The sequence below is a fragment of the Paenibacillus sp. SZ31 genome (assembly GCF_012912005.1).
Lineage (GTDB): Bacteria > Bacillota > Bacilli > Paenibacillales > Paenibacillaceae > Paenibacillus.
Genome location: NZ_JABBEA010000026.1, coordinates 13,364 through 37,854, shown reverse-complemented (window position 1 = coordinate 37,854; position 24,491 = coordinate 13,364). Strand labels below are relative to the sequence as shown.

The 24,491-nt window shown below is 49.0% G+C and carries 15 protein-coding genes and 1 pseudogene; 15 read left to right on the top strand and 1 reads right to left on the bottom strand.

Annotation, left to right across the window (positions count from 1 at the left end; genetic code table 11):
• Positions 1–54: 54 nt before the first annotated feature.
• The 12 genes from HF638_RS27740 to HF638_RS27685 all read left to right on the top strand — a co-directional run bounded on the left by HF638_RS27740 (position 55) and on the right by HF638_RS27685 (position 18,585).
• Complete coding sequence (locus tag HF638_RS27740) at positions 55–1,068, top strand: FecCD family ABC transporter permease (protein ID WP_169483119.1); 1,014 nt, start codon at positions 55–57, stop codon at positions 1,066–1,068.
• A complete protein-coding gene (locus tag HF638_RS27735; protein ID WP_169483118.1) occupies positions 1,065–2,108 on the top strand; it encodes a FecCD family ABC transporter permease in 1,044 nt (347 codons plus the stop codon). The genes HF638_RS27740 and HF638_RS27735 overlap by 4 nt, the downstream gene beginning before the upstream one ends.
• 13 nt (positions 2,109–2,121) lie before the next feature.
• A complete protein-coding gene (locus tag HF638_RS27730) occupies positions 2,122–2,943 on the top strand; it encodes an ABC transporter ATP-binding protein (RefSeq protein WP_062837465.1) in 822 nt (273 codons plus the stop codon).
• Between the two features lie 540 nt (positions 2,944–3,483).
• Positions 3,484–4,509, top strand: a complete 1,026-nt coding sequence (locus HF638_RS27725; protein ID WP_169483117.1) for an ATP-grasp domain-containing protein — start codon at positions 3,484–3,486, stop codon at positions 4,507–4,509.
• Positions 4,510–4,577: 68 nt separating this feature from the next.
• Complete coding sequence (locus HF638_RS27720) at positions 4,578–5,933, top strand: diaminobutyrate--2-oxoglutarate transaminase (protein ID WP_169483116.1); 1,356 nt, start codon at positions 4,578–4,580, stop codon at positions 5,931–5,933.
• Positions 5,934–5,944: 11 nt separating this feature from the next.
• Positions 5,945–7,360 (top strand): MFS transporter, encoded by a 1,416-nt coding sequence (locus HF638_RS27715; RefSeq protein WP_248278295.1) that lies wholly within the window; start codon positions 5,945–5,947, stop codon positions 7,358–7,360.
• On the top strand, positions 7,338–9,125 hold the full coding sequence (locus HF638_RS27710) for an IucA/IucC family protein (RefSeq protein WP_248278297.1): 1,788 nt from the start codon (positions 7,338–7,340) through the stop codon (positions 9,123–9,125). The genes HF638_RS27715 and HF638_RS27710 overlap by 23 nt, the downstream gene beginning before the upstream one ends.
• Entirely contained in the window at positions 9,100–10,935 is a 1,836-nt protein-coding gene (locus HF638_RS27705; RefSeq protein ID WP_169483113.1) for an IucA/IucC family protein, read from the top strand. The genes HF638_RS27710 and HF638_RS27705 overlap by 26 nt, the downstream gene beginning before the upstream one ends.
• Positions 10,932–11,708 (top strand): HpcH/HpaI aldolase family protein, encoded by a 777-nt coding sequence (locus tag HF638_RS27700; protein ID WP_169483112.1) that lies wholly within the window; start codon positions 10,932–10,934, stop codon positions 11,706–11,708. Before HF638_RS27705 ends, HF638_RS27700 begins: the two co-directional genes overlap by 4 nt.
• Positions 11,705–12,982, top strand: coding sequence for a type III PLP-dependent enzyme (locus HF638_RS27695; RefSeq protein ID WP_169483111.1), 1,278 nt, complete (start codon positions 11,705–11,707; stop codon positions 12,980–12,982). Before HF638_RS27700 ends, HF638_RS27695 begins: the two co-directional genes overlap by 4 nt.
• Positions 12,942–14,789, top strand: coding sequence for an IucA/IucC family protein (locus HF638_RS27690; RefSeq protein ID WP_169483110.1), 1,848 nt, complete (start codon positions 12,942–12,944; stop codon positions 14,787–14,789). Before HF638_RS27695 ends, HF638_RS27690 begins: the two co-directional genes overlap by 41 nt.
• Positions 14,790–15,102: 313 nt before the next feature.
• Positions 15,103–18,585: a glycoside hydrolase family 2 TIM barrel-domain containing protein gene (locus HF638_RS27685; protein ID WP_169483109.1), complete on the top strand. Its 3,483-nt coding sequence runs from the start codon at positions 15,103–15,105 to the stop codon at positions 18,583–18,585.
• Positions 18,586–18,765: 180 nt separating this feature from the next.
• Here the strand turns inward: HF638_RS27685 and HF638_RS27680 are convergent, their stop codons facing one another.
• Positions 18,766–19,152, bottom strand: a complete 387-nt coding sequence (locus HF638_RS27680; RefSeq protein WP_169483108.1) for a VOC family protein — start codon at positions 19,150–19,152, stop codon at positions 18,766–18,768.
• 279 nt (positions 19,153–19,431) lie between these two features.
• Between HF638_RS27680 and HF638_RS27675 the strand changes: the two genes are divergently transcribed.
• The 3 genes and pseudogenes from HF638_RS27675 to HF638_RS27665 form a co-directional block, all read left to right on the top strand.
• The gene (locus HF638_RS27675) at positions 19,432–20,685 is read left to right on the top strand and encodes a WXG100 family type VII secretion target (protein WP_169483107.1); all 1,254 of its coding nucleotides are present in this window, start codon (positions 19,432–19,434) and stop codon (positions 20,683–20,685) included.
• 18 nt (positions 20,686–20,703) lie between these two features.
• A complete protein-coding gene (locus tag HF638_RS27670; protein ID WP_169483106.1) occupies positions 20,704–21,183 on the top strand; it encodes a hypothetical protein in 480 nt (159 codons plus the stop codon).
• Between the two features lie 214 nt (positions 21,184–21,397).
• Positions 21,398–24,439, top strand: a pseudogene (locus HF638_RS27665) (DEAD/DEAH box helicase); the annotation flags it as partial.
• Between the last annotated feature and the right edge of the window lie 52 nt (positions 24,440–24,491).

Genomic DNA, 24,491 nt, shown 5'->3' with positions numbered 1-24,491 from the left:
GAAGTGTATGGGCAGGCAGGTCTTTTGTCATTTTACAGATGAAAGAGTGAGAATATGTTTCCCCTTTTTACGAAGGCAAGTGCCAAAGTCTATGGACTGGCTGGTTTATTCATATTACTTCTACTTGCTTGCCTAGCCAGCATGATTCTGGGACGCACGCATATCACGTTTCAGATGGCATGGGATGCGCTGCAATTCTATGACGAGAGTTCGGTGGAACATGTGGTGCTCCTGACGGAGCGACTGCCACGTACCATTATTGCCGCTGTCGTTGGTGCAAGTTTGGCCGTGGCGGGTGGACTAATGCAGGCATTAACACGTAATCCGCTTGCATCACCGAGTGTGTTTGGAATCAACGCAGGTGCGATCTTTTTTATTGTCATTGCCATCGTTGTATTGTCCGTATCCTCGCTCACCACCATGATGTGGTTTGGCTTTGCCGGAGCTGCGGTTGCCGCGGCGATTGTATATGCGCTGGGTTCCCTCGGTCGTGATGGCCTGACACCGATCAAAATTGTACTGGCGGGGACGGCCATCTCAGCATTGTTTGCCTCGTTCACACAGGCCATTCTGGTGCTGGATGGAACCGGATTGCAGGATGTACTGTTCTGGCTTGCCGGTTCAGTAAGTGGTCGGACGTTGGATATGTTATATCCTGTTCTGCCTTACATGACAGCCGCAGCTATTGTTTCTCTGTTCATGGGCAGAGCCATCAATCTGCTGCTGACGGGTGACGATATCGCCAAAGGCATGGGACAGAATGTACTTCTGGTCAAGGTGCTCATGGGTATTGTTACCGTATTGCTCGCAGGTGGTTCTGTTGCCGTAGCTGGTTCGATCGGTCTCGTAGGCCTGATTGTCCCGCATATCATGCGTGCACTGGTAGGCAACGATTACCGCTGGCTTGTTCCCTACTCTATTGTAGGGGGAGCGATTCTGCTGCTGTCTGCGGATGTGGTTGCAAGACTGGTAATCATGCCGCAGGAAGTTCCACTTGGTGTCATGACTGCACTAATTGGCGGACCTTTCTTCGTGTACATTGCCCGCAAGGGGGTGACGAAGATATGAGGAAGATGTTGACTTTCCGCAACAAAAAAGACACCATCTCGGTGCAATTGGAACGAAAATCACTGGCTGTTATCGGCATATGTATCCTCTTGTTCCTCGTGGCAGGGGTTGTAGGGACCAGTGTGGGCAGTGACTTTATATCTCCGCTGGATGTGCTCAGAACGATATTCGGTGTGAATGCAGGCGAGCATGATTTCGTCGTGCTGACCTTGAGACTGCCACGAGTATTACTATCTTTGCTCGTAGGTGCAGCCCTCGGGATGTCAGGTACGCTCCTGCAAGGCATTATCCGTAACCCGCTGGCATCACCGGATGTCATTGGTATCACTGGCGGAGCAGCTGTTGCGGCTGTAGGTTTTGTTACATTGCTGGGCGGAGCGGTAAGCATCAAGCTGTTACCACTGTTCGCCATCGTTGGTGCGCTTGTGACGGCATTGATTATCTACGTGCTTGCTTGGAAAAAGGGAGTCAGTCCGATCCGCCTGGTGTTGATCGGAATTGGAGTGTCAGCCATTACCGGGGCCGGAACGACCTTTATGCTAATCCTGAGTCCGTTCTACACGGCAGGTCAAGCCTATATCTGGCTGACAGGAAGTATATACGGAGCATCGTGGACCGATGTCCGAACCATTCTCCCGGTTATCATTATTGTTGTTCCTCTGGCGATCTGGTTCGCCCGCAGTCTGAATGCACAGGAGTTCGGAGATGATCTGGCCACAGGGCTGGGTGTGACTGTTCAATGGCATCGTTCAGCGTTGTTGTTATGCAGTGTACTGCTGGCTGGAATCGCCGTCGCGGTTGCCGGAACCATTGGCTTTGTGGGTCTGATCGCTCCACATATTGCCCGGAAGCTGGTTGGACGGATGTTTGGCAGTATGCTGATTGTGTCCGGACTGGTCGGTGCTTTGCTTGTATTTGTTGCAGATTTGATTGCCCGCACTGCCTTTCTACCGCTGGATGTTCCCGCAGGGGTATTCACCGCAGGCGTAGGCGCACCATTTTTCCTGTATCTGTTGTTCAAGAATCGAAATCAGTTTTGAGGAGGAGAGAGCCGTGAGTATTCTGGAAGCCAAGGAGCTTACTATCTCCTATGGAGCAGATCCCATTATTGAAAATTTAAACCTGACCATTCCCAAGGGGCAGATCACCGTCCTAATTGGAAGTAACGGCTGTGGCAAATCCACGTTGTTGCGCACGATGGCCCGATTGCTGAAATCCAGCTCAGGTTCGGTGCTACTGGATGGTGAAGAGATTGCAAAGCTGCCGACCAAAGAGATTTCAAGGCGCATGTCTATCTTGCCGCAGGGTCCGACCGCTCCAGAAGGATTGACAGTGAATCAGCTGGTCAAGCAAGGTCGTTATCCACATCAAACGTGGCTGAAGCAATGGTCCCGAGAGGATGAGCGTATGGTCAAGCTGGCACTGGAGTCTACACATCTGACGGAACTCGCCGATCGGCCTGTGGATGCATTGTCTGGTGGACAGCGTCAGCGTGCCTGGATTGCGATGACCCTCGCGCAGGGAACGGAAACGTTGCTGCTGGATGAACCTACAACCTATCTGGATATGACACATCAGATTGATATCCTTGATCTGTTGTTCGAGTTGAACGAACGGGAAGGACGTACCATTGTCATGGTGCTTCATGATCTGAACCTCGCGTGTCGGTATGCGCATCACATTGTAGCTGTTCACAACAAGTCCATCTACGCAGAAGGTAAACCGGAGGATATCGTTACACAAGAGATGGTTCGTAAGGTTTTCCAGATGGAGTGTGAGATTGCGGTCGATCCGCTGTTTGGCACACCAACCTGCATCCCACATGGAAGAGGAAGGAAGCTGAATGGGGAACAGCGTTATACACAACTGGCTTGACGATCAAAAAGTCGGCTTTTGATTACTTCAATACTGATTCAACCATCCACATCAACTCCATTGCATGAGCATACAGATAACAAATTAGGCAAGCCGTTGGTAAAACCATGTCCCAGGCTTGCCCGGTTTGTTGTGCCTACTATTCGATAAAAGCATACCTACATCGACTCAAACCCCTAACAAATTACATCTTATTTTTCCTTAAAAGTTTATTATTGACAATATAGTTCGAATTGCCATAAAATAGATCTTGTATGATATTGATAATCATTATCAATTTATAATTACAAAAAAATGATGAACGTATGAGCAATATAAGTTGAATTAATCATTTACATGCAACGGAGAGGACAGAAAAAACCTGAAAAAGCGAAGCGTTCGCCTTTATCCCCGGATTTTTCCCTTGAGAAAAGGGAATCAAAAAAATCTGGGGATAACAGCGATTGGAAGGTTGTTCTGTCATTGTAGTGTCAGCGTAAATAATCTTTAATTCGACTTATATAGGTGCGAGTACCTTCATTCGATCGAGGAGGATTTTCAGTGTTTCCGAAAGGGATTCATAATCTGCAAAACCGACTCATTATAAGCAAAGCGAGAGAAATGGGCATCGCCTGTGATCCACTTCTTGAGGGATGCGAAGATTTTCTGAAGCTGTCTGTAGGAGACAAGCAAATCATCATTAACAAAACCAGATCTCATCGTCTGCCGTTAATTGCTGGTTTACTCGCGAAGAACAAGCAGGCATGTAATAGGTTGCTGCATGAACAGGGCATGCCCGTACCGTCATTTATCGTGATCCCGGAGATGGGAAGCGAAGCAGCAGATTTTCTGAAAAGACATGGCTCCATTGTGGTGAAACCGCTGGATGCGAGCAGTAGTATGGGCGTGACGTTGGATGTGCGTACCGAAGATGAACTGGAGGTAGCCATTCGTCTTGCGGGTGTTCATGGCAGCAGCATTATGCTACAGCAATATGTAACTGGAATTGATTACAGAGTGCTGATTATTAACGGTGAAGTGGCGGCTGTAAATGAGTATAGACCTGTCTATGTCGAGGGTAACGGGACTTCAACCGTTCGGGCATTAATCAAGCAGTTGAATCAGGATCGAATCGAGATGACGTACATTGGCGAGTATGAAGCTTTTCCCCAGGTTGATGCAGAAGCTGAACGTCTGCTGGAGGTATTACGAGCACAAGGGATAACACTGGATGAAGTACCTGCCGCTGGAAAAGAAATCGAGCTATACGATCTCCGTAACTCAGCCGCCGGAAAAATCAGTGAATTCTACAAGGATTGTACCGAAATCATTCATCCCGAAAATGCCCGAATGATCATTCAGGCGGCAAAGACTCTTCAGATTGATGTCGCTGGGATCGATGTTCGTTGTCGTGATATCCGCACGCCGATCTCCAGAGATCAGGGAGGCATCCTGGAAGTGAACGCTTTGCCAGATATGACACACCACGTCTTTCCCCATGGTGGAACAACTCGTGATGTAGTTCGGTTATACCTGGAATACCTTTGTCGGGAACAACTCGAGTATGAGACGTATAACAACGCATAAAAGATATAAAACAAGAATCACAGGCAGCAGGTTCAGCCTGAATCGATTATAAGGAGCGTTATAGGGCTATGTCAGTAGAGGTGCAGACGGAATATCTGAAGATGCAAAATGAGAAGGAATCCAATGCAAGATCGTACCCCAGACATTTCCCGCTTGTCATTAGCAAGGCCCATGGGGTGAAGATTACCGATACGGAAGGCCGCGTATTCTACGACTGCCTGGCTGGTGCAGGAACATTGGCGTTGGGACATAACCATGACACGGTGGTCAACGCCATTCGCGATGTTCTGGATCAGCAGATTCCGCTACATACACTGGATTTGGCAACGCCGCTGAAGCTTTCATATATGCAAGAACTATTCTCCATCCTTCCGGAAGAAATGCGAGATAAAGCCAAGATTCAGTTCTGTGGTCCAACCGGAGCGGATGCCGTAGAAGCAGCCATTAAGCTGGTTAAACATGCCACAGGTGGCAAGTCCATTCTTGCCTTTCAAGGTGGATATCACGGTTCAACCCAAGCGACCATGTCGATGAGTGGCAACCTGAGCAAGAAACAACATCTGCAAAGCCTGCTGCCGGATGTGCATTTCCTGCCTTTTCCTTATGAATACCGTTGCCCATTTGGTGTTGGTGAAGGCATGACGGCCCAATTAAGCGCACAGTATATCGAGAATTTGCTCGATGATTGCGAGAGCGGTATTGCGGCACCCTGCGGGGTCATTGTGGAGACGGTACAGGGAGAGGGCGGAGCGATTCCAGCGGATATCGAATGGCTCAAGGAGTTACGCCGTATCACAGCAGAGCGAAATATTCCGCTCATTATTGACGAGGTGCAGACAGGCATCGGACGGACAGGGCGAATGTTTTCATTTGAACATGCCGGAATCATACCCGATGTAATCATCTGCTCCAAAGCGGTTGGCGGTAGTCTACCGATGTCTGTTGTCATCTACAAAGAAGAGCTGGACCAATGGCAGCCTGGTGCACACACAGGTACGTTCCGTGGCAATCAGCTAGCCATGGCTGCGGGGCTTGCCACACTTCGCTATATCCGGGAACAGGATATCTTGCACAACGTAAATCTGCGTAGCGAGCAGTTCATGAATCAACTGAATGCATTGGAAGAACGGTATGCAGAGATTGGTGACGTGCGGGGCAGAGGGTTGATGATCGGCGTTGAAGTGGTTGATCCAGCAGGACGCAAGGATCGCCTTGGACATTATCTGCCTAATGGTGCGCTGGCTGAGTCTATTCAGCGTGAATGTTTCAAGAATGGATTAATTGTGGAGCTGGGCGGGCGTCATTCAGCTGTTGTTCGTTTTCTGCCGCCGCTGAATATTACAGAGCAGGAATCGAACGCGATCCTCGCGATCTTTGAGAAATCGGTAACTGAAGCGATTGCCTTAGCAACGGCCGCATGCTGAAGCTGTCCCTGATGAAGAGGCATGCAGTATTACTCGCGATTCTGATCGGTGCTTTTTCGCTGGTGCTGACCAACAGTGCATTTAACCTGCTGCTGCCTTATTTTGTGCAATACTATCAGATCTCTACGACAGCAGGCGGATGGATCATCGCATTGTACATGCTCGCCATGACGTTAACGATGCCGCTGGCTTCCCTGATCGTGGACCGACTGGGCCGTAAACAGACGTATATGTTGGGCATCAGTATCTATGGAGTGTTCTCGGTGGCAGGTGCGTTGTTTTATCACTCCATCGAAGTGCTCTTGCTGGTCCGTTTCATGCATGGGGTTGCCGCCGGGCTGATGATTCCGTTATCGCTTGTGCTGCTGTTTGATGTATACGGACCGGAGGTAAGGGGGCGAATTACCGGAGCGTGGGGCTTGCTGCTTATGCTGGCTCCGGCTGCTGGTCCAACGCTGGGTGGTTTCATCATTCAGTACGGAAGGCTTGAAATGCTGTTCTGGCTCAATGTGCCGCTGGCTGTGTTTTCTTTTATCGGGTGCGGCCGAGTCATTCAAACTTATATCCCTGCCCGCAGGAAAAAATGGCATCCTTTCAGTGTCATGCTGCTAATCTGTGCGGTAGGTGCCCTTAGTCTAGGGGTACAGTTGTACGCAAGTCCTGTCGTGGCAGTATGGGTACCTTGGCTGCTGATTGCGCTTGGTGTAGTGTTACTCATTCGTTTTGTCCAGACAGAGAACGGTCGCAAGGAACCGTTGATCCGGTACCAGTTGCTGCGGCGTAATGCCGTCTTTCCGCTGACCGTGCTGATCTCGACCATTCAGGATTGTGTCATGTTTGGCGTGATCTTTGCATTGCCGTTGTTGTTCCAGGACGTCTTCCACCTGTCGCCGGCCCTGTCCGGTGCGCTGTTCATTCCCTTGTCGATCTGTACAAGTCTGTTCATGTGGATTGGCGGCAGCTTGCTGGATCGCGGTCGGTCCAGGCATTTTATCGCATGGGGCACGTTGTTGGTGTCGATATCGATCTTGTCGTTTGCAGTTCTGCCCATGGGAGCATCAATCTGGATCATCGGAATACTCATGGCGTGCCGGGGAATTGGCGTTGGCCTGTCAGGCATGAGTATCTCTGCTATCGGTTTACAAGCATTACCGGACGAAGACATGCACGAAGGGTCGGTGTTATCGACGACGATTGAGCGGCTGGCTTCTTCGTTTGCGGTGATGGGCATGACCCTGTATTACGATATGCGTTGGCAATGGCTTGCCGGGGCAGGAACGTCCATGGAGATGGCCAAATGGGGAGCGCTCAAAGAGATCTGTATCGGACTTGGCTGCGCCATACTGCTTACACTTCCCCTGGTCTTACTTATAACCCGAAAGAAGGTTGGCATCATTGTTCGAGATGGAAAACAAGCTCCGGTCTGAGGCTGAGCAGCAGGCCCATGAACATTCGTGCAAGCTGCTGCTGAACTGTTACATCCGTGAGCTTGCGCTAGAGAAGGAAAGCGATATTCGGATCCATCCGAATACGCTGACGTACGCTGTTGCTTTTCAAGCCAGCGGGGTGAAGGTGACGGGACAGCTGGCATATCACTCTGCCATGGGAGAGCATGAATACCTCAGCATGCAATCTGGCGGGGAAGCGGTGCATTATCGCGACCTGGTTCGCTGGATCACATGTGAGCTAGGTGGAGATGGGGCACAGGGAGCGAGTTCGGATCTACATGGAATGCTGAAGAGTGAGATGAAAAGGAAGAGCTCACTCGAGGTGGATATTGCACATCCATTGGGTGAGAACACGAATCGCGTAGAGCTGGCGTATGCCAGAGATTTTGCACAAAAGGTAGATAACAGTGTGGGTAACCTCACCTTGTACATCGAACAAGCAGCCGGTCTCGACATCCACGACTATCGGACATCGGAACAGTCACTGTTGGTTGGTCATCCGTTCCATCCGTTTCCGAAAAACTCCAAAGGCTTTAGCGAGCAGGATGTGCAGAAGTACAGTCCGGAGCTACGGACATCGTTTCAACTCTGTTATATCGCCGTGAGGCAGGATGTCTATGTGCAGGAATGGGTGGATGACGAGGCGGTAATGGATTTGCATGATCTCCTGCGGAGCCATGTGGAGCCGATTTTAAAAGAAAAGAGTGGTATGTATGGGCTTCTGCCTGTCCATCCATGGCAATACGCGTACATATCACAGCTGTCCGAAGTTCAGCACTATATTCGAGATGAAAAATTAATCCTGCTTGGCAGTGCGGGGCCAATCGTCTATCCGACTTCTTCGGTCCGTACAGTTTATATTCCAGCATGGAACTGCAATATCAAGCTGTCACTGAACATGCAGATCACCAACATGATTCGCACCAACAGTGCCGAGCAGATGCGCAGAACACTGGATGCCTCCAATTACGTCAGGCAGCATGACTGCTTCGGTGCTGAACCGCACACCCATATTGCGTATGAGACAGGTGTAGCGACATGTGCCTTTGATGATGAAGAGTTAACCAGTCTGTTTACGATAGCTTATCGGCCCATTGAGTTCGACCCTGCGAATACGTATGTCTTATCCAGTCTGGTTGAGGCACCCCTTCCTGGGATGCGGTCGCGACTGATGACGTTGCTGGGCGGAGACCTTGACATAGCTGAGCGCTGGCTGGATCGTTATATGGCATGTTCGCTGCTGCCGATTGTACGGGCGGCGGGTGAGAAAGGCATTCATTTTGAAGCTCATTTGCAGAATACCCTTGTGACCTTGGAGGATGGGTTGCCTGTTGATTTTATCGTCCGCGATCTGGAAGGGGTCAGTGTGGATGAGGAACTTATAAGTGAGCAGGAACGTGCTGCGTCCGATTTATTATTTTACTCGCGAGAGAAAGCTTGGGCGCGGACATCGTACTATTTTATCGTCAATCATCTGGGGTCTCTGATTCATGCCATGGCGCGAGATGTGAACGTATCGGAGGAGCATTTCTGGAAGCAGGTACGTGAGGTACTTGTAGATGAATTGGAACGAACGGGCAATGCATATGTGCGACATCTGCTGACAACGGATGCATTTTTGGCCAAACAAAATCTGGTGAGTTGTCTAAGAGGGATCAGCCAGACCCCGGCTTACGTGCCGGTGAGCAATGTAATGAAACGAATAGGGAGTGAAGTGCGTGGGAGTCGTGGGATACAAGGCTGAAGCAGGCGGCAGGACAGAAGCAGTATACGTGGGTGTACAGGAACGGATCATGCGGCAGACGCTGGAGGCGATGTGGTTCGAAGGCATCTTGGACAGTCATGTAAGTGGGAGCGAGTGGAGAACCAGCGGCCTTACATCTTCCGGCGATTCTGTAGCGTACACGTGTGAAGCCGAGCGGAAGTTTTCATTTGGCCGGGTGAAGGTGAAGAAGGGTTCGATTCAAAGGGAAGGTGTCATCTGCACCGATTTGGATCTATTTTTGGAGGAAATCGTGCTGAACGCTTTGAAGGGTGCGAATGTGACGGCTTTTATCCAGGAACTGCTCGAAACGATGGCAAAGGACAGTCAGTGCCGGGCCATATTACCCTTGAACATTCCGAGTGAGGATCGGCATTATGATGCGCTCGAAAGTCACATGACCGACGGTCATCTGTACCACCCGAGCTATAAGTCGAGGTTGGGATTTTCCCTGAAAGATAATCTCGCTTATGGCCCTGAATTTAACTCGGAGGTTGCATTAGTCTGGGTTGCTGTGAGAAAAGAATTCGCTCAGACCGCTGTATCCGCGGGGTATACCTCTGAAGAATTGGTGGGGCAACATCTGACCGCAGAGGACGTACAGCGATTCCATCAGATGCTGGAGTGCGATGGGAAAGAAGGTGCTGTCACTGATGATTCATATGTGTTCATTCCTGTTCATCCATGGCAGTGGGAGCACCAGTTGGAGACCGTATATGCCCGCCAACTGATGGATCGGGACATCGTGTATCTTGGTCCATCGTCTTCGCCCTATCGTGCACAGCAATCGATCCGTTCGCTGTCGAACAGAGTGAACCCGGAATCTCCTTACATCAAGCTTGCCCTCAGCATCACCAACACATCGAGCACTCGTATTCTGGCACAGCATACGACCCAGAACGCGCCGCTGATCAGCGATTGGCTGGATGAACTTGTTCGTGGAGATGAGCTGTTGCAGCAGGCGCAGTTTGGCATTTTGAAAGAAATCATGGGATTGTCGTTCCGTTATGAGCAGTTGCCTGCAACGCAGTATGGACGGGCTTACGGCACACTCGGTGCCATCTGGCGGGAGAATGTATCTGTTCATCTGAAGGAAGGCGAGACGGCGTGGCCGCTGAATGCGCTAATGTTGGTGCAGCGGGACGGTGTTCCATTTATTCAGGATGCTGTAGAACGACATGGTGTGGAAAAGTGGAGCGAGGCTCTAGTTCGCACGGTTACCCTGCCGATTATTCATCTGCTCTATGCACATGGGATTGCGCTGGAATCTCATGCTCAGAATATCATTTTGGTGCTGGAAGATGATCTGCCGAAACGAATCATTATCAAGGATCTGCATGATGGTGTTCGCTACGTACCGGATCAACTGTTACACCCGGAACGGGCTCCGAAGCTGAACCCCGAGCCGGAAACCCACCGCAAGTTCAATCGGTATTCCTTCATCTATGCCGGAGATGTGTCGGAAGTTCGTGACTATACGTATGATGCCTTCTTCTTTATCTGCATGACAGATATTGCGCTGGCTTTGGAGAAGTTTGGGTTGTCGGAGGAAGCGTTCTGGCAGCTGTGCGCAGGTGTAATTGTAGATTATCAGAAGCAGCACCCGGAATACGCAGAGCGGTTCATTGCATTTGACCTTTTTGCCGAAGATGCACTGATCGAAGAGATGACCAAGCGCCGTCTGTATGGGGATGGGGAGTTGTATTTCCGTAAGGCAAGCAATCCGCTCAAGGTATCGAAGGATGCACTTGATTCCAAGGGAACGCCCGAATTAAAGGGAATCGTCGAATGAGAATTAACACGCTGAAGGAAAAGATTGCACGCAAACAGCCAGTCTATGGCCTTTTTGTATCCATACCACACCCGGTGATCATTGAGATGATCGGACATGCAGAATATGACTTTGTCATTATTGATCTGGAACATGCCGCAACATCGATGGAATCGGTGGAAGAGTTGGTTCGGGCTGCGGAACTGGTTGGCTTAACCCCGTTGGTTCGGATTTCGAAAGTGGAGCGAGCGGAGATTCTTAAAGTGCTGGACTGTGGCGCACAAGGCATCGTCATTCCGCATGTGGAGCAACTGGAGCAGGTGGAAGAAGCGGTTCGTCACGCCTACTATCATCCGGTTGGTATGCGGAGCTTGAATAGCGGTCGTCCCGGTGTATTCGGTAAATATCCGCTCACGGGATACATTGGGGAAGCGAACCAACAGGTGATGGTTGTACCCATGATCGAAAGTGTAGAGGGCATTCGGCAAAGTGCACAGATTCTGTCTCACCCTCAGGTGAGTTTTGTATTGGAAGGGGCGGCGGATCTGTCGCAATCCCTCGGCGTGCCATGGCAGACCGAGCACCCGGATGTGAGGCGTGCACTGGATGAATTGCATGCTACCGCGCAGCAGTGCGAAGTACCTTATGCAACGGTCACTAGAGGTGTAGAGGACATGTCGCTCTGGGCTGAGCGGGGAGTACATATATACGTGCTTGGTGATGATCGGAATACGGCGTTTCGGGCATATGCCCAAAAACGGAATGACTACAGGAATGCGGGTGGGCAGATATGAAACCTAGTGTATGGCAGGCGATTGATGAACTACAACGCGGATTGGGAGACCCGGTATGTGCGTATGTCTACGATCTGGCCGGCATTCAGGAACAGGTAGGTCAGATGCTGGGCAGCATGCCCGGAAACACAGAATTGTTCTACGCCATTAAGGCGAATCCAGATCCGCGAATCATTGAGGCGTTGCTTCCATTGGTGAAGGGCTTTGAAGTGGCTTCGATTGGAGAGCTACTCAAGGTTAGAGCGGTAAGTCGCGAGGTTCCGATTCTGTTTGGAGGTCCGGGTAAAAAGGAGAGCGAGCTGAGGCTAGCCATCGAGAATGGCGTGAGTTACATTCATGTGGAAAGTTTGCTGGAGCTGCGGCGGATCATTGCGATTGCTAAAGAGAGAGCGATGGAGCAGGTGCAGGAGCAAGCGCAGGTGGTTCGCATACTGCTCCGAATCAATCTGCGAAGCAGTACGTTACCTCGGACGAAGATTGTTATGGGCGGCGGACCAAGTCCTTTTGGCATCGATGAAGAGGCAGTGCAAGAAGCCGTAGAACTCATTCGTGTGGAAGGCGCGGATGTGGTTCGGTTAAGCGGGTTCCACTTTCACTCCTTATCTAACAATATGGACGCCAGGCTGCATGCTGAGATGATCGAACTGTATTTGCAAAAGGTGGAGCAGTGGCAGCAGCAGTATGATCTTCCTGTGGAAGTGGTGAATGCAGGAGGTGGGTTCGGTGTTACGTATGATGGCAGCCCCGGATTCGACTGGCCCTTGTTCACTTCCCTGCTGGAGCAAAGTGAAGCCAGAGAGCGCCTTGCTTCACGCGGAGGTCAGCTGTATTTCGAATCGGGTCGACTGCTGGTAGCAGACCACGGGTATTATGCTGCAGAGGTTACGGATATCAAAACCTCTCATGATCAGTATTTTGCTGTGTTAAGGGGAGGTACGCACCACAATCGTCTGCCTGCTTCATGGGGCCATAACCATCCGTTTCAGATTATGGCGACGGACCGCTGGAAGCACTCGTTTGTCCGTCCAGAGGTAAGAGATCGTCGAGTTCATGTTGTAGGTGAGTTATGCACACCCAAGGATCGCATGCATTCCGATGCGGAGATAGCGCTGCTACGGGTAGGAGACATTGTTGTATTTGAAAAGTCTGGAGCTTATTGCTGGACCATCTCGCATCATGATTTTCTGGGGCATCCGCACCCGGCATTCCATTATCTAACGGAGGACAATAATCATGTCAACACTGATGAAGCGTTCCAGTCTGCAAGCCGCTGAACGCCGGATTATGGCGGATCTGATGAATTCATTCTTGTCGGAGCAATTACTCCCACTGGAAGGTTATTCGTTCATTGATTTTGCCACGGCACCTGCACCGTTCCGTCGATTGTTTAAGGAGTATGACGGTGAAGAAACCAATCAGAATGTAGTTTCTCGCTATAGATTGCACACTCAAGGTGTACTGTGTCTGGTTGAAGCAGGAGTAAGACAGGGGACTCAGTGGGTTGAGGGTTCACCGATCTACGAGGAGAAAGCAGATGGAAGCTGGGTTCTCCTTGATTCTCCGGTAGAGGTTGGACGTGCGGTGTTACAGAAGGCTTTGTTGGATGAGGCTTATACGCAGCCCGGAGTGGCAGAGTTTCTTGCTAGTCTGAACATTGCTGTGGAACAGTATGCTCTGGGCTGGGAACAAGTCCAGTATCTGTCCGCCAACGTCCCGGCGTCTGCTTATGAATGGTTTATCAAGGGTGAACGTGTAGCGGCATTGCGGGATCGTCCATTTCACCCATCGTCCAAAGCCAAAGTGGGATTCAACGCAGAAGATGTAACACGTTACGCAGCGGAATTCGGGAAGGCGATTTCGCTGCGCTGGGTGGCTATACGGCTGGATACTGTACAGCAAGGGTGTGGAGATGGACTGTCCATTTTGGACGTGTTAGACGATGTTCAGCGCGAAGTGGTGGAAGCCGAGTTTGCCCGAAAAGGGATTACGTTGGACGAATATCTGCCGATGCCTGTACATCCGTGGCAATTGCAGCATGTGATTCTGCCCCGATTCACTGGGGAGATCGAACAAGGCAGCATTGTCGTATTGGACGTAGAAGTTGGTGACGTACAGGCAACATCCTCTCTACGCTCGATGGCTCCGTCAACCGAATTTAATCTGATGCTCAAGCTACCGGTTAGTGTGCTATCACTGGGGGCTGCTCGCTATCTTCCCGTAGTCAAGCTGCTGAATGGTCTTGCTGGGGAACGGATGCTACGACAGGCCATTGCTTGTGACGAGACGTTGAAGGACAAGGTGTATATGTGTGAAGAGCAGAATTGGTGGGGCTTTATGCCAGAATCCATGGGACTATTCGATGATCATCCACGCCATCTGGCTGCACAGATTCGTGTGTATCCCGCTGAATTGCTTAATGAAGCCTACAAAGTCATTCCAATGGCTGCACTGGGTGTGAATCTGGAAGGTAACCATTTACTAAAGGACATTCTGGGTGATGATCTGAGCAGCACGGATGTCCTCGACTTTTATACCAGCATAGCTACGATGTTCTATGATATCGTGATGCGTCTGTTCAAGGTGGGTGTTGTACCTGAGATTCATGGTCAGAACTGCTGTCTGGTGTTAAAGGATAATGAGGTAAAAGGTCTTTTGTTCCGCGATCATGATTCCGTACGTCTGCATCAGCCTTATCTGGACAAGCATGGCATTGCAGACCCTGCCTACCATATTCGCCCGGGCTACTCGAACAGCCTGTATAACGAGACGATCCAGAAGCTGATCTTCTATGTGCAGTCTCTGGGCACGCAGGTGAATCTGGCTGCGATCATGGAGGCACTTAGCCAGGTGTATCACATCCCGGAAACGAAGTTATGGGAGATCACGGAGCAGGCTTGGAAGGAAGCGCTGCAACATGTGCAGCTTCCCGATTCCGATCGGGCTGCGCTCGCTCATGCGATATTCGAGAGCGAGGAGTGGCCCGTGAAGTTAGTTGTCCGTCCGCTGCTTGAAGCGGATGGGGTGCCTGGCGCGATGCCATCGGGCAAAGGCAAAGGGTGGAACCCTTTTTACAAGAGATAGAGGTTGAGTAGTGTTGGTGTAGGAGTGTATAGAGAAGAAGTGGCGTGCTATAGGATGGATCTAGAAGGTGACCCGTTTGATGGGTTGCCTTTTTGGCTTGTTGTCATCGAGACTTGAAATGCTTGGAGGGATAAAACGTTCATTAATCTGGCTAAAAAATCTTCTGAAATGGAGGTACAGGAAAGAGACTGATGGTATAATCGGGTTATGTGTTATAGTCATACTTGTGTATTATCGAAAAGGTTTTCGGAAAAATCGACAGCTACTGTTGTAACCGTAATCATAATTTACTTGAAGAAAGTGAGAATCTACCATGAATCAGAAGAGGCTTTTTAATGATGGATGGCAATTTGCGAAAAGCAAGCTGGATGTTACGGAACCTGCGGGTCTGGTGTATGAACCTGTGGAGCTTCCCCATGATTGGCTGATATATAATACGCTTGAACTATATGAAGACAGCATCGGATGGTACCGCAAGACGTTCCATTACACGAAGGATGAGCAACAGCTTCTGCTTTGTTTTGATGGCGTATACATGGACTCTTCGGTGTATGTGAACGGGCAGCTGGTTGGGGAGTGGAAGTATGGCTATTCTGCTTTTGAACATGAGATCACGAATGCACTGGTGGAAGGCGACAATGAGATTGTGGTCAAAGTGGTGCATCAGAGTCCGAATAGCAGATGGTATTCCGGTGCCGGAATCTATCGCCATGTGTGGCTGAAGACGAGAGAGCGCAACCATATTGTTACGGATGGAACGTATGTATCTATCAAGCAGCAGGCGGATGGCTGGCAGGTGGAATTGGATACGGAGCTGAACCTGGAACAGAATCAGCAGGCAAAACTGGTGCATACGATCTTGTATGAAGGTCAGGTAGTGGCATCCACCCAAGCGAATGTTACGACTTCAGCAGGTGAGAATGCGTCCGCATCGACAGATAGCCAACAGATCGGTGTGGAGAATCCCAACTTGTGGAGCCCGGATGCACCGCATCTGTATGAACTGGTCACCGAACTGAGACTGATCTCGGATGATCAGAGTGAGGAGATCATTGAAACCGTAACCCAACGTATTGGATTTAAGGACGTTAAGCTGGATCCTAGTGAAGGTTTCTATCTGAATGGAGTCCACACGAAGATGAACGGTGTGTGCGAACACCACGATCTCGGGGCACTGGGAGCTGCGTTTAACCTGACGGCATTGCGTAGAAGATTTGTTTTGCTCAAAGAAATGGGCGTTAACGCCATCCGGACTGCGCATAATATGCCTGCCAAAGAGTTCATGGAACTTGCTGATGAGATGGGTATGCTGGTGGTGTCTGAAGCCTTTGATATGTGGGAACGTGCCAAAACGCCATACGACTATGCGAGATTTTTCCCGGAGTGGGTGCATACCGATGTGAAGAGTTGGGTGAAACGCGACCGTAACCATCCCAGCCTGATCATGTGGAGTATCGGGAACGAAATTTACGACACCCATGCGGATGAGCGTGGACAGGAAGTAACCCGGATGCTGATGGATTATGTGCTGGAATTTGATCCGAAAGGCAATGCAGGCGTGACGATTGGTTCCAACTACATGCCATGGGAAAATGCACAAAAATGCGCGGATATCGTGAAGCTGGCAGGCTACAACTACGCGGAAAAATATTACGACAAACATCATGAAGAGCATCCGGACTGGATCATCTATGGTAGTGAGACGTCTTCCGTAGTACAGAGTCGTGGCATCTATCACTTCCCGCTCGAACAGCCGATTCTAGCAGATGATGATGAGCAGTGCTCGGCTTTGGGTAACAGTACGACGAGCTGGGGCGCGAAGTCGGCAGAATACTGCATTTTGGCAGAGCGGGATCGTCCTTACTCATTGGGTCAATTCCTGTGGACTGGATTCGATTATATTGGAGAGCCGACACCGTATCATACGAAGAATTCGTATTTTGGACAGCTGGATACAGCAACGTTCCCGAAAGACTCTTATTTCATTTACCAAGCGGCTTGGACGGATTATAAGAAAAGCCCGATGGTTCACCTGTTCCCGTATTGGGATTTCAGCCCGGGTCAGATTATTGATGTACGCGTGTGCAGCAACGCGCCGAAGATTGAGCTGCAAGTCAACGGTAAGACCATTGGCACGTACGATATCGATCATGCCAATGGAACACAGCTGTCAGGCTGGTGGAAAGTGCCGTACGAAGAGGGCGAGCTGAAAGCGATCGCTTATGATGAGAACGGTCAAATCATAGCAACCGATGTGCAAAGATCCTATACGGATGCGAAGAAGATTCGTCTGCAAGCGGATCGGGAGCAGTTGCAAGCGAATGGTACAGACCTGATTTTTGTAGAAATTGATGTGGAAGATGAAGCGGGTAATCCGGTACACAATGCGAACAACCGCGTGCAAGTTCAGGTGAGTGGTGCAGGACGATTGCTGGGTCTGGATAACGGGGACAGCACGGACTATGATCCATACAAAGGGTTGAGCAGAAGACTGTTCAGCGGCAAACTGATGGCGATCATCGGAGCGACAAATGAACCTGGAACGGTGCGGATCGAAGTTTCTTCCGAAGGGTTGGAAGGGGCTACGGCTGAGTTTGAATCTCGGGTTGTGGATAGAGAACTTGATGGTGAAAAACAAGTGCAACCTGTCTTCATGAACAATGAAAAACGTCCGGTGCTGACGGGAAATGCTCAGGAGATTCCTTTGCGGAAAATCGAGATCATCAGTAGTGCAGGACAGTTGCTCGATCCGTCCAACCCGGAGCTGACTGTAACCGCCAAACTGTATCCGGAGAACACCTCCTATCGAGATATCGAGTGGGCTGTTGTGAATGATGCGGGGATCGAATCCAACATTGCCAAAGTGGAAGCTGTTCAAGCGGAAACGGGCGATAACGGTGGGTATCAACATGCGGTTAAGGTATCGGCTATAGGTGACGGGGAGTTCAGACTTCGCGCAACCAGCACCAACGGTACGGATAAAACGAAACTCATCTCCCAGCTGGAGTTCAAGGCGGATGGTCTCGGTACAGCCTACAAAGATCCATACGGCTTCATCACGGGCGGACTGTACGATTACACCAAAGGTGAGGTTGGTAACGGCAACGAACGTGGGGTAGCGACAAGTCGCGATGGAGAGACACATGTAGGCTTCCGTAATATTGACTTCGGGCCATACGGCTCAGATACAATTACCATTCCAATCTTTACGTTATCCACTGAGGATTACTTCATTCAGATCTGGGAAGGTATGCCGGATGAAGAGGGAAGTACGATGATCGCGGATGTGGTATATGACAAAGAGTCCATTTGGAATGTATACCAGGAAGAGACGTATCATCTGTCCAAACGCCTTAGCGGGATTACATCGATTTGTTTTGTGCTGAAACAGAAGATTCATATTAAAGGTTTCTCCTTCGAACGCCAGAGTCGGGCCTTTGAACAGAATGCCGCTGCATCCTGTGACCATCTCTATGGAGATACGTTTAAAATTGAAGGTGATCGTGTTGAAGGCATCGGAAACAATGTGTCGTTGGAGTTTGAAAATATGGACTTTACGGCAGAAGGCACGTCGAAGCTCGTGATCTACGGTCATTCGCCGATTGATAAGAATACCATTCATATTCGTTTTGCAGGTGCGGACGGACAGAGCAACCAGTTGGTTGAGTTCACACAGTCGGGTGGATATGAGGAGCGGGTGTTTGAGCTTGAGCAGGTGAAAGGTGAGCAGAAAGTAAGCTTTATCTTCCTGCCAGGCAGTCAGTTTGACTTCGGCTGGTTCCGATTCGAGAAATAATGAAGCTTCACTAATGGCGAGAGGGATGCAAGGGTCCTTTTCATCCTCAAGATGTTAGTGGAGTAGCTACAGATGCGATGTATTAATTAATCATCTGGTAGTTTATGAAGACACAAAAACCTGCGAAGCCGAGGCTTTGCAGGTTTTTTTGCGACCATATAAAGGTGAAAAATCACGTGATTAACTGTACAAAGCATTGGACAGCTCAAGCAGGTTTCCGTCAGGATCACGTACATACACCGAACGAATGGGATCCAGCGCACCGGTACGTTCCACTGGACCTTCTTCGATCTTCGTATGATGTTGTGAGAGATGGAGAATCATTTCTTCCAAGGGTGTGCTGACCAGAAAACAAAGATCTGCCGAACCCGGCGTAGGGGTATGAGCTTTCGGTTCGAACTCTTTGCCCCGTTCATGCAAATTGATCTTCTGCTGTCCAAACTGTAATGCTTTTCGGCCTTGGCCAAATTCCACTACCTTCATACCTAATATGTTGGTATAAAATGAAATGGTTGCTTCCAGATTCTCTACGGTTAACACGAGATGATCAAGTCGTTCTATTTGCATGGATAAGCCTCCTTCGAATTGGATCAATTGTTCCTGTAGAATGAGGGTGTATATAGTAGTATGTCATTTATTATACCTTAGAGCTCAGTTAGATCGACAACGTATGAGAAGAAGGTAGACGAAAAACATGCACGATTATGCAAAATATCTGGCTAATGAATGTTTCCTGACTACTGAATCTTTAACGAGAAAATGAATCCTCCGTTTGATTCCAATCAAACTCTTCACTTGTTAAAATTTAGGTATAACTACTATGGTCAGGTTGGCGGTGAAGATGGTATGCAACGTATTCAGGTACATCCCGATGTGTTGGATGAGAAAGCTCGATTGGTTCAGCAGAAGAAATTGGAACTCGATCGAATCGTTAGAGAACTGGAGAAATCCATCTATATGTTGCAATCCGATTGGTCTGGTGTGACAGGAGAGCGTTTCTTCTGGGATTTTATGCAGGTGAAAGAAGTGTTCCCGACTACACTCGGGCTGTTGGACAAAATCCAGAATGAGTTTACGTTTATCGCGAGGAACTTCAGAACAACGGACGGCTCCGGCGAGGTTGCGCTGTACATTCCAGAAGAACTACAGCGAAATTTCGCTGTAGGGCTGCTTGATAAATCAATAGGAGAAACAATAACGGGAATGGGCCAGACGGCAGAAGCGTTCTTCTATAACCCGTTAAGTACATTAAGCAGTGTGGCATATGCGATGACAGTGGGCAAAGTTGTGGACGTTGGGCGTGGAATTCAGTTTGCATGGGATACTGCTTGGGGTACGGGGACCGCGAGGTCTGACATAGATCAATTTGTAGAGAATCAGAAGAAGCAGATTGATGAGAGTGGAGCAGGATATTACGGTGGGGCGATGACAGGACAGGCTCTGGCCTATGTTTTGTTTGGGAAAGCCTTTCGTTCGATGGATGATAAACATACCGATCTGGGTGGATCGGGTGGGGGCAAGAAGGAGCATGGGGAGAATGGCTCAAATAATAAAGAATTTACGTTTATTACAGACCCCGGAGAAATGAAGAAATATATTACGCCTCCTAAAGATGGATTTCAGGCGTATCTTGAAAGAAATTATATTGAAATTAGAACAAAAGGAATTGAAGATGTACCTATTGTTGCTAAAAATACAGGGCTGACAGAAGAGCAAGTTACTAACATGAAAAGACATCTATTCTTGGGCACTTATAATTTGTCCATAGAAGGTAAACCGTATAAAGAAAACTACTTTCAAGCCGACGGGGATATAGCATATGCTTGGAAGAAAGCTCAAAACGGTGATCTTAATGAAGCTGAGAAGGATTGGTTTAAGACATTAGCGAATCATGAATTGAGAGAAAAAGAGTTAATGAGTGAAGGAATGCCCCTGAGGGATCGGACGACTTGGAGCGCGGAATTAGAGACATTTAAAATAGATACAGAGAAAAATGCTCATGATAAAGCTGCTGTAACAGCTCCCAATCCTCCGCCTTTTCCAGGTTACGATCCTAGTAAGGATTTTGGTAAATACTACGATGATAAGATTGATTACTAAATGTTGAGGTGAAATAGAATGTTATTGGAAAATGCAGTATCCAAACTAAATAATATAAATTGGGCCTTAGTAGGTACTGTTATCTCTGATGAGGATACTAAACTCGGATATGAATTTCTCAGAAGAATGGCTCAATTTTATAAAGCGGAGCAGCTGAAGCCTATGCCACCTGCATTTACAAATGTGGCGAAACTGCTAGGAGATCAAGAAGAGGAATTAGATATTTCAGCTTATTGTAGTTCGGAGGCTGTTGAATATTTGAATCAAAACTCATATGTGAAAAGAATATTTGAATATTACCTACAGTTGGCGAAGTACGCAGAGAACACTCTGAGCATCAGCCAGTATCTAGACATATATGAACCGTTAATTATACTTTTTGAACGGGGAGGCTCTTTTACTATCAAACCACTCTCTCTAGAAATTACACAAGTCTCACATTTTCCATTAAACAATTGGTATGAAAAATTTGTTGAGAAAGATCCGATTGATATTTAATAATCTGTAGATCATTAGGTTACTATTTCGCATAATCGTATTCATAGAAAAGTACTTCTACCAAACCAAAAGTAGAGGTGCTTTTTCCTATGAAATCAAAACAACTAATGAAATCTTCCACAGGTTGGTCGATAATATAGAAGAAGTAATTTTTAGCCCACCATATACATAGAGAACGATCCACAAACATCCTACACCCACACGAGGTACATTCATGAAACAAGGCATATATGAACAGCTTATCAACACAATCACCAGACAAGAGATTTCGGCGCTGGACCCGGATGTGTATAACATTGGGACCGAGAAGCTGGATGCGGAAGAAGCACGTAAGCTGCTATCCACGTATCTGGCGGCGGTGACGCGGCGAGCGCTCAAGATTGTGCGGGAACAGACGGAAGATAAGACGGCAGTGTTGGCGCAGATTCGAACGTGTAATGAGATTATTGCTACCCTGAAAGACACACTTGGGGAAGAAGAGTACAACGAATTGCAACTGGATGAGCAGGGGGAAGTGTTGACCCATGTGTATTCCAAGCTGAACAGCATTCGTGCGGTCCGGGATACCAAGATCGTTCGTCCAGATACACCGATCGCCCAAAGCTCTTTGTTCACAGGTGCCAAGTCCGAGCCGAGTATGTTATTGGAGTTGCAAAAGGAGATTGTGACCGCCGACCGGATCGACTGGTTGGTGTCATTTATCAAATTCAGCGGGCTTCGTCTGCTGCTGGAACAGCTTCAACAATTTACCGCGGGCGGTGGCAAGCTGCGTATCATCACAACTACATACATGGAAGCAACCGATCTCAAGGCGATTACAGAACTCAGCAAGCTACCTAACACAGAGATCCAGATTTCTTATGATACCAAGGTGACTCGGCTGCACGCCAAAACGTACATTTTCCACCGTGATACTGGCTTCACTACAGCTTATGTCGGCTCCTCTAACCTCTCCAACCCGGCGCTAACCAGTGGTATGGAGTGGAACCTCAAGGTGACGGAGAAGGATTCACTCGACGTGCTGCGCAAGATTGAAGCGACCTTCGAGAGTTACTGGAATGACCGTGAATTTACGCGATATGTAGCTGAGGATGAAGGGCATGAGGCACAGTTGAAGGCGGCTCTGAATCGCAAAAAAGATCAGACTAACCACTTTCACCTAGACATTCAGCCTTACGATTATCAAAAGGAAGTGCTCGAACAGCTTCACGCCGAGCGTACGCTGTATGGACGAACCCGCAACCTGATCGTTGCCGCCACAGGCGTTGGCAAAACGGTCATTTCAGCCTTCGACTACAAGCGATTCCGGGCAAGCCATGCGGGAGCTAAGCTTCTTTTTGTTGCTCATCGGGAAGAAATCTTGAAGCAAAGCCGTGATACGTTCCGGTATATCCTGAAGGATATGAACTTTGGTGAGCTGCATGTCGGGAATTACCGAGCAGAGGCGCTGGATCACTTGTTTGTTAGTATTCAGAGTCTTAACTCCATGAAGCTGACGGAGATCACCAGCCCAGACTATTACGATTACATCATTGTGGATGAATTCCATCATGCGGCTGCACCTTCATACCAGAAGCTGTTATCCCATTACGAACCGAAGATTTTGCTGGGACTCACCGCGACGCCTGAACGGATGGATAGCAAAGACATTACCGCCTACTTCGATCATACGATTGCCGCCGAGATCCGTCTAACCGATGCCATTGACCGGAAACTACTGAGTCCTTTCCAGTATTTTGGCGTCACCGATACTGTCGATCTATCTCAGGTAAAGTGGTCGCGCAAAGGCTACGATCTGAACGAACTGGAGAAACTCTATACCCATAACAAAATCCGTGCCAACCAGATCATCCAAAGTCTGAACAAATACGTAACCGATCTCGACGATGTGAAGGGACTTGGGTTCTGCGTAGGGGTGGATCATGCGATGTATATGGCAAAAATATTTAACAAAGCCGGCATTCCATCCATGGCCCTGCATGGCGGGTCGAGCGAACAGGAACGTCATGCTGCGAAAGGACAGCTGGTGAACGGGGAACTGCGCATGATCTTTGTCGTGGATCTGTACAATGAGGGCGTGGATATCCCTGAAGTGAACACCGTCCTGTTCCTGCGTCCTACCGAGAGTCTGACCGTATTCCTGCAACAGTTGGGACGTGGGCTCCGGATGGCGGATGGCAAAGAGTGCCTGACCGTGCTCGACTTCATCGGACAAGCGCATCAGGAATACAGGTTCCAGGATAAATTCCGCGCCCTGATCGGCGCTACTAAACATTCTATCTCGTACTACGTTGAGAATGGATTTTCGAACTTACCACGCGGCACGTTCATTCAATTGGAAAAGCAAGCGAAGGAATACGTCATGCGCAACCTCAAGCAGATGAGTCGTAATCGCAGAGCGTTGATCCAGAAGCTGCAAACGTTCCAGCAAGACACCGGACTGCCGCTGACCTTGGCTGGTTTTGTAGAGCATCATGGGATGACATTGTATGAATTGTATGGTGGACGTACGGGCAAAAGGTATTTCCGGGGTATGTTGGCCGAGGCCGGACTGACAGAGCCAATAGAGAGTGAGCAGGATGAGTACATCCGCAGACTGCCGTCTGTGCTGACGATCAACTCCCGAAGCTGGCTGACGTTCCTGATCGACTTTATTGAAAAAGGCAAAGAACCAACCAACGCTGATGAACAGCGCATGTTGATTATGTTCTATTACACCTTCCACCGGGCCGCGCCTGAGAAACTAGGGTTGAGCAGCATTGAAGAGGGTGTGCAGCGTGTGCTGTCTTGTGAAGCATTCCGAGCAGAGCTTGTGGATATTTTCAAATATAATCTGGCTCATCTGCGATTTGTGGATAAAAGTAATTCGTTCCCGTACACTTGTCCACTGGATATCCACTGTATGTACTCCATCGACCAAGTGCTTGCCGCCTTCGGCTACTGGAATGCCCAGCAATCCCCCGCCTTCCGTGAAGGCGTGAATTATTTTGCCGATGAACAGACGGACATCTTCTTCATTACACTGAACAAATCGGACAAAGACTTTTCACCCTCTACGCTGTACGAGGACTATGCTATTAACGAGCGTTTGTTCCACTGGCAGACTCAGAGCCGGGTGTCGGAGCATACGGCTACCGCGCAGCGGTATATCCATCATCGGGAGACGGGCAACCGAATCGTGCTGTTCGTGCGGGAGTATAAGGAAGAGCATGGCTATACGTCTCCATTTGTCTTTCTGGGCGAAGCGGATTATGTGAGAGGTTAGTCATAACTGTAATATTTCTAATGAATAAATGAGATCTTATAGG

Excerpts from the sequence above, each read along its gene's own strand:
- HF638_RS27740 (WP_169483119.1), top strand. The coding sequence starts at position 55 with ATGTTTCCCCTTTTTACGAAGGCAAGTGCCAAAGTCTATGGACTGGCT.
- HF638_RS27735 (WP_169483118.1), top strand. The coding sequence starts at position 1,065 with ATGAGGAAGATGTTGACTTTCCGCAACAAAAAAGACACCATCTCGGTG.
- HF638_RS27720 (WP_169483116.1), top strand. The coding sequence starts at position 4,578 with ATGTCAGTAGAGGTGCAGACGGAATATCTGAAGATGCAAAATGAGAAG.
- HF638_RS27715 (WP_248278295.1), top strand. The coding sequence starts at position 5,945 with ATGAAGAGGCATGCAGTATTACTCGCGATTCTGATCGGTGCTTTTTCG.
- HF638_RS27710 (WP_248278297.1), top strand. The coding sequence starts at position 7,338 with ATGGAAAACAAGCTCCGGTCTGAGGCTGAGCAGCAGGCCCATGAACAT.
- HF638_RS27700 (WP_169483112.1), top strand. The coding sequence starts at position 10,932 with ATGAGAATTAACACGCTGAAGGAAAAGATTGCACGCAAACAGCCAGTC.
- HF638_RS27695 (WP_169483111.1), top strand. The coding sequence starts at position 11,705 with ATGAAACCTAGTGTATGGCAGGCGATTGATGAACTACAACGCGGATTG.
- HF638_RS27690 (WP_169483110.1), top strand. The coding sequence starts at position 12,942 with ATGTCAACACTGATGAAGCGTTCCAGTCTGCAAGCCGCTGAACGCCGG.
- HF638_RS27685 (WP_169483109.1), top strand. The coding sequence starts at position 15,103 with ATGAATCAGAAGAGGCTTTTTAATGATGGATGGCAATTTGCGAAAAGC.
- HF638_RS27680 (WP_169483108.1), bottom strand. The coding sequence starts at position 19,152 with ATGCAAATAGAACGACTTGATCATCTCGTGTTAACCGTAGAGAATCTG.
- HF638_RS27675 (WP_169483107.1), top strand. The coding sequence starts at position 19,432 with ATGCAACGTATTCAGGTACATCCCGATGTGTTGGATGAGAAAGCTCGA.
- HF638_RS27670 (WP_169483106.1), top strand. The coding sequence starts at position 20,704 with ATGTTATTGGAAAATGCAGTATCCAAACTAAATAATATAAATTGGGCC.